This window comes from Candidatus Pelagibacter sp. HIMB1636 (assembly GCF_052047675.1).
GTDB lineage: Bacteria > Pseudomonadota > Alphaproteobacteria > Pelagibacterales > Pelagibacteraceae > Pelagibacter.
The window spans coordinates 931,862-946,575 of record NZ_JBNAJP010000001.1 but is presented as its reverse complement, the minus strand read 5'-3'; the positions used below and the strand labels follow the sequence as shown (position 1 = coordinate 946,575).

General features: G+C 30.4%; 7 protein-coding genes. 1 reads left to right on the top strand and 6 read right to left on the bottom strand.

Annotation, left to right across the window (positions count from 1 at the left end; translation table 11 throughout):
• Positions 1-2: 2 nt before the first annotated feature.
• Genes ACTTA6_RS04960 through ACTTA6_RS04940 form a run of 5 tightly spaced genes read right to left on the bottom strand, consistent with a single transcriptional unit; the run spans position 3 to position 6,623 of the window.
• Entirely contained in the window at positions 3-1,484 is a 1,482-nt protein-coding gene (locus tag ACTTA6_RS04960; protein ID WP_440613830.1) for a FecR domain-containing protein, read from the bottom strand.
• Positions 1,481-3,097, bottom strand: coding sequence for a hypothetical protein (locus tag ACTTA6_RS04955; RefSeq protein ID WP_440613831.1), 1,617 nt, complete (start codon positions 3,095-3,097; stop codon positions 1,481-1,483). Before ACTTA6_RS04955 ends, ACTTA6_RS04960 begins: the two co-directional genes overlap by 4 nt.
• Before the next feature lie 8 nt (positions 3,098-3,105).
• Positions 3,106-5,052, bottom strand: a complete 1,947-nt coding sequence (locus ACTTA6_RS04950; RefSeq protein WP_440613832.1) for a CHASE2 domain-containing protein — start codon at positions 5,050-5,052, stop codon at positions 3,106-3,108.
• Positions 5,053-5,106: 54 nt separating this feature from the next.
• Entirely contained in the window at positions 5,107-5,658 is a 552-nt protein-coding gene (locus ACTTA6_RS04945) for an invasion associated locus B family protein (protein WP_262589719.1), read from the bottom strand.
• Positions 5,659-5,675: 17 nt separating this feature from the next.
• Entirely contained in the window at positions 5,676-6,623 is a 948-nt protein-coding gene (locus tag ACTTA6_RS04940; protein WP_440613833.1) for a LysR family transcriptional regulator, read from the bottom strand.
• 113 nt (positions 6,624-6,736) lie between these two features.
• Between ACTTA6_RS04940 and ACTTA6_RS04935 the strand changes: the two genes are divergently transcribed.
• On the top strand, positions 6,737-13,867 hold the full coding sequence (locus ACTTA6_RS04935) for an autotransporter-associated beta strand repeat-containing protein (RefSeq protein ID WP_440613834.1): 7,131 nt from the start codon (positions 6,737-6,739) through the stop codon (positions 13,865-13,867).
• Here the strand turns inward: ACTTA6_RS04935 and ACTTA6_RS04930 are convergent.
• Positions 13,864-14,700, bottom strand: coding sequence for an AAA family ATPase (locus tag ACTTA6_RS04930; protein WP_440613835.1), 837 nt, complete (start codon positions 14,698-14,700; stop codon positions 13,864-13,866). The two genes, ACTTA6_RS04935 and ACTTA6_RS04930, sit on opposite strands and share 4 nt — an antisense overlap.
• Between the last annotated feature and the right edge of the window lie 14 nt (positions 14,701-14,714).

Here is a 14,714-nt window from a genome sequence, read left to right as displayed (position 1 = left end):
TTTTAATCTCTTGATGGCATAATACCAGTTCTTTGGCCATCTATAGTATTTTCTGTATCAGTTGCAGCATCATTATAATCAGAAACATTTAGAGCAATTGTTGCAACTGAGCCAGTTGATGGATTTGGAGATCCATTCATTTGAACATTAAAGAAATCTGTTGCAGCATCAGCATAATAACTTCCAGCAGCTGAAGTAAAGTCTGATGGATCAAAACCTGCTTCACCTGATTTAGTGGTTGTAGCAGTTGTACCGTTTGAATTATTTATACTAAAAATTCCGTTATTAGTTCCCCACATTGATGTAGATGCAGATCCACTAGAATAATCAGTTGTAAAAGAATAGCTAAAATCTACATTAGCATTTCCATCTAAAGACAATGTTCCTGAATAAGTATTATTAATTGTTTGAGATGCAAAGTTAACTGTAGTTACACCACTAAACGTTCCAGAACCAGTTCCTTTAGTTGCTGCCATGTTAATGTTGTTACCTGTATAAGTGTAAGTCCCTGAAGTTATACCTTGGAAATCTCCATAATTTGTTTCTCCTAAATTGGCACCACCATAACGTAAAATATATGCAAGACCGTCTCCACCTTCAGCATTTGCCATCGCAATTTGATTTTCTGCAGACTCGTTTTCAAATTCAGCTTGACCTTCTTCACCAATAATATCTACAACATCAACACCTAGCACTTCAGCTATTTGATCAAAAGTTAATCCTCCATCACTTAAATTCAAAGCAGTGGTTACTATTTCACCTATTATTTCATTTCCACTTATTTGCTGATCATCAAACAAACCTTCTTTAATTGCACTTTCTACTTCTTGAACATCAAGATTTGCTTTAACATCTAAAAAATTTTGGAATTGTTGCAATTGCTCCTGTGTAATTTCAACTGGAGGAGTTGGAATTTGGTTTAAAGATAATTGAGTGAATGAAAAAGGTGTATCTAATAATACACTTCCAAGTTCATTTGCAACTTCTACAGCACCTGGCCTTAATCCTAAAGTGTTGTCTTCCCCAGGACCAATTAGTAATACTTGGGCGTTATCTTCCTCATCTATAATTGTTTGAAACTCTGTACCTCTTGAACCTATTGTTCCCGCTGCAGTTTTAACTTCTAATTTTTCAGGGTTCTTTTGATTAATTAATCCACTTAAAACTTTTACACTTCCTTCATTAAGTGTAGCTAAAAAACTGCCGTCCAATGTACTTGGGTCAAAAACAAATTCATCTATTGTTATTGATGTTTTTTCTCCGATTGTAAGAACGGTCTCGTCTAAAAAGATTATTTGAGATTTAGATTTTCCATCAGAAATAATTTCATCTCCAAAGAAAATTTTATCTCCAGCTTTTAAAATTTCTCCTTTTTGATTGGTAATTTTTCCAATCGATAATGTAATTGCACCTACAATTTTCTCATCAGCAACTGAATGACTGATAAAAAATAGGGTTAAAATTAGAGCCAATATTTTCTTCAAAACATCATCCTTTTTGTTAATCCAAATTTAATTATTTCCTTATCATAGTCGTAGTTAAGGATATTTGAGCTCGACTCTATATCAGAATAAGAAAGATTGTAAAAAACATTCTTTATATACTTATTCTTTATTAGATCTTCTAAATTTCCGGAAAGTGTAACACTATTTGTTACAATCTCATCATCTCTGACCGTATCGCTTTTTACGAAAGTGTCAGATTTATCATATTTATTTGAGTTATTTGAATGAGATATTGTATAATTTAGAAATCCAATTTTTCCCGAATTTGAAATAGTATAAAAGTTATTTTCATATCCATAAGAGTCTAGCTTAGCGTTATACTGATTTATACCTAATTTAAATTTTATATTATTGGTATTGCTCAAAAAATATTCATAACCCATTGCAAGTCCATAATAAGTATTATTTTTATTATCCGCAGAACTAAAGGTAGTATCTGTTCTATAATCTGTAATACCCATATTTGAAGATACTAACAGATTTTGATTTGGTTTAGTTAGATATCTGTTTTCAACAGTAACATTATAAATTACATTTTCAGCATCATTAACAAAATTATTGTTATTCATTGAAAAGAAAGCGGACGTATAATTTTTATTGAATTGTTTATTGTAATTAACAAACAAAGAATCTAGATCATTTTCTTTATTCTTATCTCTATTCTGTCTTGTTACATTTTTACCTAAACTTAAACTTAAATTTGAAGTATCAGATAGTTTTTTAAAAGCTCCTGTTCTTATAAAGATGTCACTATAAGAATCTTCGTAAATAGTATCAGCAGCGTAATTACTTAAACTATCACTGATATACAATGTTTTAGAATTTGAAACAGTATTAACATTGTTTTCTTCTGCAAGATTAATACCAAAGTCTACATATCTAATCCAGTCATTTTCATCTCTAGGTTTCTTCTGATTTTCTAAAGTTTGGGTTAGTGAGTTAAGTTGCTCTCTGATATCAGCTGTTAATTTTTCACTCTGTTTTATTTCATCAATAATTGCTTTTGTTCTTTCTTTAGAATCTATTTTTAACGATATTGACAATAAATATAATTTTAAATCTAAATTTTCTGAGTATAGATCTGATAGTCTTTCTAAAGTTGCAATAACAGTTTTATAATTTCCTAAACTTTCTTGCTCCTTTGCAAATCTCAAATTTAATTCAAGATCAGTTGGATTGTTAAGAATTTCAGAATATTTTATTCCTTTGGAACTATCATTTGATATTTGTAAATTTTCTTTCTCAGATTTATTTTCTGAAACAATTAATTCATTTATTTTACTTACAATATAACTTGGAATGTTTTCAAATTCCTTTAACTCATTTAATATTTTTTTTAACTCTGTCTCGTTTTGAGTTTTTTCATAAAGATAAAATAGTTTTATTTTGATCTCTGAATTTTCTGGGTAAACTTTCTTTAAAACTTCGAGCGCATAAATTGCTTCATTAACTTTGTTATCTTTTTCTTGATCAACAAATAAAAATGCTTGTTCAAGATCTTCCGGTTTATTTAAAACTTCACTTAAAACTAAATTTGCATGAGCCTTAGTGATTGAAATAAATATAAAAAAAAGAAAGATTAGTATTCTCATAACAATTCTTAAAATCCAGAGATGATCAGACAGGTAATGTCGTCTCTTAAAGGCTCTTTTCTTTTAGTTAAAATATCGCTTAAATGCTCAATAATTGCTACAGGCGACTTAAATTTATTATCACTAATTTCCTTTTCTACACCTTTTGCCTCTAATTCTTGATTATTCTCTAAGTATCCCTCTGTAACACCATCTGTATAGATAACTAAATTTTTATTTACTAAGCTTATTTCGTTTGTCTGAAAAAAATCGTCATTATCCATAGCCATAATTCCAAGCGGAGGTAGTGTAGATTTATAATATTCAAAATTAAAATTTTCGTCATAAACCATAATTGGTTCATGCCCAAGATTGATGTATTCTATTTTTTTTTCTTTAATATTATATTTTCCTACAACTGCAGTTATAAACATTCCTTGATAAGATGAGTCCGCAACTTGATTATTAATGTATCTTGCAATTGTAGATACTTCTTTATTAAGTTTTGCCATCGATCTAAAAACAGCTGCAGCATTTGCCATTAGTATTCCAGCCTTAACTCCCTTGCCAGAAACATCTGCTAATGTGAAATAAAATTCATCTTCAGATATTTTTATGTAATCGTAGTAATCACCAGAAACATCTCGCGCAGGAACATTCTTTGCGTAAAGAATATTTTTTTGTTCAAATTCTTTTGGAAATAATTTTTTTTGTACTTCACCAGCAATTTCTCTTTCTTTTTTTAAAACTATTTGTTTTTTTTCATTTTCAATAGCTATTTCATTTTCCTGGAGATATCTAAAATACAGTGTAACTAAAAATAGAAATGCAGAGCCTAAAGTAGTGTAAAATATATCTATAAAATAATTAAATTGGTAAAAGAATAAGCTAGAAGTTATTAGAAATACACATAAGCCTACAAAAAAAACTATACTTAGTTTTGGATTAACTTTTTTTGGAATTATTAATACTAAGATTAAAGAAATTAATAATATAATTATTTCAATAATATCTGTTTTTAAGTTTTTTATTATAAAGTCGTTATTTATAATATTTTCAATTGCATGAGCATGTGTTTCAACTCCAGGGATAACTTTTCCACTAGGTATTTTAACAAAATCAAATAAACCTTGTGCTGAGCTTCCAATTAAAATTATTTTATCTTTAATTATATTTTTACTAATTTTGTCATTTAAAATATCGACAGCTGAAATGTATTTATCTTTACCAAATTTTTTATAGTTGATATGAACTATTGCATTTGGATCTGTATTCAAACTATAGTTCTTGGTTCTAATTGTTTTTATTCCACTTTCTGATGATTGAATTAAAATACTTTTATTTTTATGTAACAATCTTAATGTTTCTAAACTTAGTGATGGCCAGATATCTCCATCGATTTTAAGTAAAATTGGTAATGACCGCAAGACACCATCCTGATTATCAAGATATGAAATGTTACCTATACCTTTTGCTGCATTATTTATAACTTCAAGTGAAGTGATTTTATTTTTAAAATTATATAAGTAGTTTTCTGCATCACCTCCTCTTGATATAAAGTTTGTTTTTGGTTTAGAATTATTCATTTTATCAAAAACAGAAATGTCTCCTAAAACTGGCAGTATTACATTTGAATTTTGAATTGCAGTAATTAGGGATTGGTCAGAGTCTAATACTCCTTCATTAGAAATATTAAGTTCTCCTAATATTTTGCTAGGATTTTGTTTGTCTTCTTCACTAAAAAAAATATCGAAAGAAATTACTGATGCTTCCAAATTCTCTAATTTGTCAACAAGGTTGGCAAATACGTCTCTTCTCCAGGGAAATTGGCCTACTTCACCTATACTTTTCTCGTCAATATCAACGATTAAAACATCATTAAAATCGCTATTTTCCTCAAAAATAGACTGGTAAATATCATATGAGATATTCTCTATTCGTTTAACAAAATTACTGTCCTGGATTTTAATTAGCACTAACAGCGCTAGAAAAATAAGCCCAAGGTATTTTTTTAAATTTTTCACAAATTTTTAATTTTTTTGTTTTTCAAATTCAGTAAGTGCATCTTCAAAACCTTGTAATGAAGATTTAATTAAAAATGGCTTTTCTCTAAATCCATCAACTAAAATTTCAAAGTAGATTGATTTTTTCATTGCTTCTTTAATTTGTTTAAAAAGACTCTCTATCGCAGGATCGGTAGTATCATTTGAAATTGATATTATACATCCAACAACTTCACATTTTATGAAAGGTAAATTAACTGCAGTCCCTTTATGAAAATTTATTGATGCAGGTCTTTGAACATTAACACCTAGTGGTGTGATTATATTAATTAATTCCTTTAACTCATTTTTATTATTTAAAAATTCAGAATACACTACTGTAAATTGTAGATTTAAATTTTTAACTTGTAAAAATTGTACAATTTCACATTTTTGTTTCTTGTTTTCAGTAACACATCGCAAAGTCCAATCTCTAAACTGTTTTGTAGTAACAGTTGGTACTTTTTCTTCACTTTGTTCTGCATGAGTAAAATTTAAATTAAATACGAATATAAATATAAAAGTTAGTAATAATCTCATATTTTAATCTCCAGTCGTTATAACCATAAAGCATTCTTTAAAGCTTCATTGGTTGTATTAATATTTTTTTTATTATTTTTATTTTGAATAAATAAAATATCTCTATTCATTTGAGGTTTATTTATTCTAGTGAATAAAAGTTTATGATCAATTGCTACACTTTCAGGAATTATTGCGACCCCTAAACCACTTTTAATACAAGAGGCTGCTGTTGTGTCACTATCAGTAAAAACAATATCTCTATCATTATTTTCTTGCTTTCTTTTTTTAATATTTTTTTGGATTTTTTTAAAGTCTGGGAAGGAACCTTTATTCTTTAAATAATCATAGTAAAAAAATTCGCAAGTATTTCTAAAGATATAATTTTTTTCTTTTCGAACCATATCTATACTTACTTCTTTAATATCTTGAAATTGGTGCCCCTTATAAAAGGCAACACAAAACGGATCTTCATATAAATTGATTTTATCAATATTATCATTTGAAAATTTGATACAACTTATCGCAAAATCAATTTTATTTTTTTCAACTAGATTAATCATTTCAAAACTATCACTCTCAATAACTTTTATTCTTACTTTAGGATTATTTTTTTTAATCAACCAAAGTATATTTTGTTTATGGGAATAGGTAAGGGTACTTGGAATACCAAAAGTAATTTGATCATTATTTATACTTTTATCATCAAATTCTATAGATTTTATATTTTCTATAACTTTATCATTGAACGCTAAAATTGATTTTGCATTCATGTAAAAAATTTCACCTTCTTTAGTTAGAGTGACTCCTTTTTTAGTTCTGATAAATAATTTTTTTCCCAAACTATTTTCAATAATTTGTACAGATCTTGTAATTGAAGGTTGAGCAACATTTAAACTCGAACTTGCAGATAAAATACTCCCCGTATCTGCTACTGTTATAAAATACTTTAAAAACTTAGGGTTTAAGAACTCTTGATTACTCATAATCGCATTTATAGAATTTTTTTATATTTAATCAAATTGTATATATAACTAATATTATATACCATAAGTTGCATCAAAATAACTTTATTGGATTAGTGCAAGTCAAAAATTAAATGTTGTTAGAATTAAATGAAAAATTTCTTTTTTTGAAAAAGTTTATTTGCTGTTTATTTTTGATATTTATTTTTTCATTTAACGGCAAAAGTTTAGCTAACACTATAAATGAAAATACCGACACTGTAGAAAATAATAATCTTGATTTAGATGGCGATATAAAAGCAAGCACAACTTACAATATTACAAATAATGCTGTTTATACTCTTAACGGAGAAATACTTAGTAACGGCTATGATTTGACAAAACAAGGGAATGGAACTTTAATTCTAAACGCAAATAGTTCAAATTTTGGTAATGTTATTTCTAATACTTTCACCATAGAAGGTGGTTTGGTTGGAATTGGAAACAATGGATCGTTTGGAAGCGCAAACAACACAATTAGTTTAGAGGGTGGAGGAATATCATCCTCAAACACATCATCTCGTTCGATTAGTAATGATATAAACATAACATCATCAACAACTATTGGTAATGCAACAAATAATGGTGCCTTAACTTTGTCAGGCGATGTTTCAATTTCTGGAGGCAAACATACTGTTACATCAAATAGTAATAATACTTTATCTGGAGCTGTAAATCTTGGAGGTCAGAATATAACATTTGATACTTCAAGTGGAGTTACTTCAACTATATCTGGAGTAGTTAGTAATGGTAATGTAGTTAAATCTGGAAGTGGTACTTTAAAGTTAACTGGAACAAACACTCAATCCCAAACAGTTTTAAATGGAGGAATATTAGAGGTTGCAACTGATAGAGGTTTAGGAAGTGAACCTGGTAGTTTAGTTTCTGATAATATTAGAATTGTTGATGCAACTTTAAAATTTTCTAACACAGGTACAATTACTCTACATGCTAATAGAGGTATTACTTTAGCAAATAATAATGCAACGATTGAAGTAACTAATTCAGGTGCTAGGGTAAATTATTATGGTGATATAACGGGTAATTATAATTTAACAAAAACTGGTTCAGGTATTTTAGCTTTAGGTGCTGCTAATACTCATGATTTATCAGGAGATGTAACAGTAAGTGCTGGTCAAATGATGTTTGTCAGTGGAACTTCAGATGCATATTCCTTTGATGTTATAGTTGCAAATGGAGCTAATGCGTCTGTAAATAATGATACTTTTGCTTCAGGAAATTCAATTACTGTTCAAAGTGGAGGCTCTTTAAATTTTTATCCAGGGACAGGTTCGGGAAGAACCTATAGCATGGACATAAGTTTAGCAGGTTCTGGGAATAATAATTTTAACAGTGGTACAGCAGCAACATTAACATCTAGTTATGATAGAAATACTACTTTAACTGGAACAGTAACTTTAACTGCAGACTCAAATGTATTGCATAAACCTAATTTAAATTCAGATGCGAGTAATAAGTTTATATTTGGTAATTCAAATGGTTCTGCTACTACTGCAATTAATTTAGGTAGCAACACCTTCACATTGCTTGCCGAAGGAACTAACGCAAGAGAATATCAGTTTTTAGATCTAGTTACAGGAACTGGAACTTTAGATATTGACAGATATACAACAGCAGATTTTACTAGTGGAGAAGGAGGATTTGCAGATACAGTAAATTTAGATGTTCAGGGAACTCTAAATATGAGCTCAAGTGACACTATAGCTTCACTTACAGGTACTTCTACAGGTTCAATAGATCTACAAAATACAACTCTAACAATAGACCAAGATACTAATACTACTTATGCTGGTGTAATTACAGATAGCACAGGAACAAGTTCTGTTGTTAAGTCAGGAACAGGAACATTAACTTTAAGCGGAACAAACTCTTATAGCGGTAATACTACCATTAACGCTGGAAACTTAAGCGTTTCAGCAGATAATAATCTTGGGTCTGCACCTGGTTCTGCTGATGCTGATAATATAATTTTTAATGGTGGAGGTCTAATAATAACCTCAGGAGTTACCTTTGACTCTAATAGAGGGGTTACCATGACAGGTGCTGGAACAATAAATACAGCATCATCAACTACATCAAATATTCAGGGTGTAATCACTGGCTCAGGTGCTTTAACTAAATCAGGTGATGGAACTTTAACCTTAAGTGCAACAAATACTAATACTGGAGATATTACAATTTCAGCTGGAACATTAGACGTTCAAGGTCAGTTAGAAAGTGGAAATTATGATGGTGCAATTGCAAATTCAGGAACTTTTACAATAAACTCATCATCTAACCAAACTTTAGCAGGTGTGATTTCAGGAACAGGTGCTTTAAATAAATCAGGTAGTGGAACTTTAACTCTTTCAGGTACAAATACTTATTCTGGTTCAACAACTATTACAAATGGAACAATTAGTGTTTCAAGTTCAGCTAATTTAGGAGCAACACCAGGCAGCGCAGATGGAGACAACATAATTTTTAACGGTGGAACTTTAAGTGCTACAAATGATTTTACTTTAGGTGCTAATAAAGGAATTACGTTAACTGGTAATGGTACAATTGAAGTAACATCATCCAATACAATGACCTTTGATGGTATCATTACAGATTCTGGTAATTTAACTAAATCTGGAAGTGGTACTTTAGTCTTGGGTGGAGCTAATCAAAATGATGGAACAATTACAGTAAATGCAGGTATTCTAGAAATATCTGATCAGTATTCTTTAGGGTCATCAAGTGGAGGAACAGTTGTTGCAGATGGTGCAAGTTTAAAAATAACTGATGCAATTACGATTACTAATGAGAGCTTAACATTAAATGGAAATGGTGTAAGTAATGGTGGTGCTTTACAAGCTGCAAATACTTCTGGAACAATAACATTATCAGGGAGTGCTACTACTCTTGGTTCTGATACTACAATAAATATTGATGACGGAAATTTAACATTTGGTGGTCGTTTAACAGCAGGAGCCAACAATTATGATTTAACTATTACAGGTGGTGATGGAACAATTAGACCATCAGGTGGTTTAGTGTTGAATTCTGGAACTTTGACAATGTCAGCAACTGGTACTTTTTTTGCAGAGAACAGCAGTACTTATTCTGGAGGAACTACAGTTACTGCCGGTGCTATTCAGTATGGAAATAATGATGCTTTTGGTACAGGTGATATTACAATGACTGGAGGTAAATTTTATACATCAGATGCAGGTGATTTTACAATTGATGAAAATTTAAATTTACAGGGTTCAATAACTTTAGGAAATAGTGGAGATAGCAATACAATTACTTTTTCAGGAACTAATACTCTAACTGGAAATACCACTGCTAGCATTGATAGTGCTGTATCAATGGCAGCAATTGATGATGGGTCTAACACTTATAATTTAATTAAATCTGGAAATGGAACCTTAACTTTAACAGGCTCAAATGGTTACGATGGTACTACTACCATCAGTGCTGGAACTTTAACTGTAACAGGAACTCTTGACAATAACACAGCAGTAACGGTTTCAAGTGGTGCCACTTATGATGTAGATGCAAGTGATACTGTGGCTTCAATAGAAGGAGCTGGAAATATCGAAATAGCAAGTTCTCAAACATTAACTGCTGGAGATGGTAATGATAAAACTTTGTCAGGTGTAATATCAGGTTCTGGAGGTTTAACAAAAGCGGGATCAGGAACTCAAACTTTAAGTGGCACAAATACTTACACAGGCGCTACGACAGTTAGTGCTGGAACTCTAACTGTTACAGGATCACTGTCAAATACTACTGCTGTTTCTGTTGCATCAGGTGCAGTTTATGATGTTGATGCAAGCGACACAGTAGCTTCAATTACTGGTGCTGGAAATATTGAAATAGCAAGTTCTCAAACATTAACTTTTGGTGATGGAAATAATAAAACTTTATCTGGTGTAATATCAGGCTCTGGTGGATTGACTAAAGCTGGCTCAGGAACTCAAACTTTAAGTGGCAATAACACATTTTCTGGCTCAACAACTATAAATGCTGGAACTTTAACTGTCTCAGGAACTTTATCAGATAGTACCGCTGTTTCCGTTGCTTCTGGTGCGGTTTATGACGTAGATGCGAGTGACACTATTGCATCTGTAAGTGGTGCTGGAAACATTGAAATCGCGAGCTCTCAAACACTTACGGCTGGAGATAGCAATGATAAAACTTTATCAGGTGTGATAAGCGGTTCAGGTGGTTTTACTAAAGCTGGATCAAGCGCTTATACTTTAAGTGGAACAAATACTTATACAGGTAATACAAATATTAATTCAGGAACTTTAACTGTTTCAGGGACTTTATCAGATAGTACAGCAGTAATCGTTGCTTCAGGTGCAACTTATGATGTTGATGTAAGTGATACTATTGCTTCTGTAGATGGAGCAGGAACAATAGAAATTGCAAATGCTGTAACTTTGACTACCGGTGATGCAAATGACCAAGAATTAAGCGGTACTATTTCAGGTTCTGGATCTATAACTAAAGTAGGAAATGGTATTTTAACCTTATCAGGTACAAATTCTTATAGTGGAGATACCACTATTTCAGCAGGTACATTATTGGTTACAAGTCAATTGGGCGGAGGATCTTATGCAGGTGATATTTCGAATGCTGGAGATTTAGGTATTAACTCTTCAAATAACCAGACATTATCTGGAGTTATTTCAGGATCAGGTACCATTAATAAATCGGGTTCTGGAGAATTAACCCTTACAGGTGCTAATACATTTGATGGAACGATTAATATTGCTGGAGGAACATTATTTGCAGGAGGAAGTAGTGACGGCTCAAATAAAATTACTGAAGGAAATATTATTGTTAAAGGAGGTACACTAAGTGGTAGTGGTATTATAGATGGTAATGTTACATTTTCATCAACAGCTGGTACTTTAGCTCCAGGAAATAGTATAGGCACTCTTACTATAAATGACAACCTAACGCTATCCGCAGACGATACTACAAACATAGAATTTAATTCAACAACAGCAGACAAGATAGTAATTAATGGAAATACTGAACTTGCTGGAACTATTTCTTTATACCCTGAAGATACCACTTACTCAGACATAACACATACAATTGTAGATGCTTCTGGCGGTGGAACATTTAATGGAACTTTTTCAACAGAGACAATGAACAACGAGAGTAATCTTAATGATGCTACATGGGATATTGTCTATGATACATCTGCAAAAACTGTTTCTTTACAAATTACTGAAGCAGCTAGCACATGCAACATAAACTGCACAACAACAGTTTCATCATCAAAAGACATTGCAAAAGTTTTTGACAATGCAACTAGCGGAACATTAAAAGACGTGAAAGATGTTTTGGATAGCGCAACAGTTTCTTCAGTAAATACAGAATTAGATAAATTAAAAGGTACTGTTATTGCAACATCATCTATTCAATCAAATACTAATCATAATTATTTTAATAGAGCTGTTGCTAATACTACGTCTCTTTCAAATACAACCTTTGTAACAAATTTTACTTCAACAGCTAATGAGCTCACTTTAGCATCATTACAAGATCAAGGTTTATATGGAGATAAAAAAAGATACAGTGAATACTATGATTATAGTGATGTATCTGTTTTAGGTTTTATAAAAAATAATAAAAATAAATCATTTTTTGAAAGATTCGAGTCAGATGATAGTGCTTCATTTTTGAGAACTTTTGGAACAAATACTAAAAGAGACAACATTGGTGAAGGCTACACGGGATATAATTCTGATACGACAGGAATATTATTTGGAGAACAATTTAAAAAAGACGATATAAATTTTGATGGTTACTCAATAGGAATTTCAAAAACAGACACAACTTACAATGATAGTTATGGTGATGCAGAAATTTATTCAATGCATGCATCAATGTTTAAGCAAATAGATGATGAAGATTATGCATTTAATTTATTAGGTAGCGCTTTTGTATCTAAGACTAACAGCAATAGAAATGTATCTGTATTTGGAACTTCAGTAGATGATAAGTATAAATCTGACTTTTATGATGTTGGTTTAAATTTAGAAGCTCAGCATATAGCAAAGTATGATTTTAATGGTTATAAAATATCTCCATCTGCTAAAATAAATTATAGCTATATATTTAAGGGAGACACAAAAGAAACAGGTGGTGATTTGGCATTGTCAGTTGATAATGAAGATCTTTTTATCATCAAACCTGAGGTTGGAATTTCAGTATCAAAAAACTTTTCAGAGAAAGATAATAAATTAAGCCAATTGGAATTAGCAGCATTTGTATCTAGAGACTATTTTGTTGAAGGGACAGAAAATAAAGCAAGATTTGCATCTGGCTCTACTTTTAACCACGATTTACCAAGAGACAAAGAAGACTACTACTCTTTAGGGGTAGGGTATAATTTTCTTAATAAAGAGAATAACACAAGCCTAATGGCCAATGCATTTTTGTTAGAAAATACAAAAGAAGACATTAGCTCTAATATTTTTTCAATAACATTTAGAAAATTCTTTGGTGAATTTGCAAAAGGTAGAATACCAAGCGTGATTGCAAAAAAAGATGTCCCAGTAAAATCTGATAAAGATCAAAATGATAATGAAGAACAAACTAAAGTAGTTTTAAAGAAAGATCCTCCTATAAAATCTGATAAAGATTTAGAACAGAGTAATGAAGTTATATCTAGCGATAATGAAATAGGAAAGGATGAAACTATAATAGCAACTTTTCCAGATCAAAATTTAAACAATGATATTAAAAAAGACGTTAAAGAAAAAATTAAAAATTTTGAGAAAAAAATTGAAATAGTTTTAAAAGAAAATCCAACAAAAGAGGAAGTTGAGGAAATTTATATCAGTTTAAACAATGAAATGAAAAATTCATCTAAAAGAGATCTAACTTTAGATGATGTTTATAATAATTTGTTTGCAAATTGTTATGCAGTCGAGAAAAATTTAAAGGATCTAATAAATTACTATGATAAATTACAATTATATCAAATATTAGATAAATGTTCTCAATTAAAAGATCCTAAAATACATTTAATTGCAAATAGGTTGCACGATATTCAAATGGACGAAAGATCTGCTATCGAGATTTTATATTCAAGATATCTTAAAATTTTAAGTTACATTCCAATAGTAACTTTCATAGCATTAATTATTCTGTTTTATGAAGTTATTAGAAGATTTATTACTTATAGATATAATTCAAGAATTATAAATTAAGAAAAATTGCTGATGGTATTTTCAATATCTTCTTTTTTAATCATCATTAGATCTAATTTTGTTTTATTTTCTTTCTTATTCAATCTTACGGATTGAATTTGAATACAGTTTTCAAAAAATCTTCTTAAATCTCTTGCATTAGAATACCGGTCACCAGTTATTTCTATAATTTTATTGCATGAATTTTTAATTGAAGCACTTGCATCATTTGCAATCATATATTTGTTGTCTCGACAAAGTTTAAAGAAGATCTGGTATAATTCTAAGTCATTATAATTTTCGAAAACTATATTTCTTTTAAACCTAGAAGCTAGACCGGCATTTGAAGAAATAAATTCTTTCATATTAGTTTCATAACCCGCCACAATAACTATCAATCTATCCCTGTAATCCTCCATAAACTTCAGTAATTCATCAATTGCTTCTTGACCGTTGTCATTTGGATCTTTCTTATTTGATAAAGTATATGCTTCATCAATAAATAATACATTGTCTATTGCTTGATTAAACTTTTCTGCTGCTCTTTCTGCTGTTTTACCTTTCTCTGCTACAACTAAATCACTTCTGGTTACTTCTATCAGTTTCCCTCCAGCAATAATGCCTAAATCTCTATAAATATTTGCCAAAATTCTAGCCACTGTAGTTTTTCCTGTTCCTGGATTACCAGAAAAAATTAAATGGTAAGTAAGTGGCATTGCATCACCTAAACCTTGTTCTTTTCTATCCTTAGAATTTTGAAGAAAAGCCAATAAGTTTTCAACTTCTTCCTTTACTTTTTTTAGTCCAGGTAATCTTTTTATTTCATTCAGGTTTTTTTCGAGATCTTCACTCATTGATTTCTATTGAA

Bases quoted from the DNA above. Each gene is read 5' to 3' on its own strand.
- ACTTA6_RS04955 (WP_440613831.1), bottom strand. From the start codon at position 3,097: ATGAGAATACTAATCTTTCTTTTTTTTATATTTATTTCAATCACTAAG.
- ACTTA6_RS04945 (WP_262589719.1), bottom strand. From the start codon at position 5,658: ATGAGATTATTACTAACTTTTATATTTATATTCGTATTTAATTTAAAT.
- ACTTA6_RS04940 (WP_440613833.1), bottom strand. From the start codon at position 6,623: ATGAGTAATCAAGAGTTCTTAAACCCTAAGTTTTTAAAGTATTTTATA.
- ACTTA6_RS04935 (WP_440613834.1), top strand. From the start codon at position 6,737: ATGTTGTTAGAATTAAATGAAAAATTTCTTTTTTTGAAAAAGTTTATT.
- ACTTA6_RS04930 (WP_440613835.1), bottom strand. From the start codon at position 14,700: ATGAGTGAAGATCTCGAAAAAAACCTGAATGAAATAAAAAGATTACCT.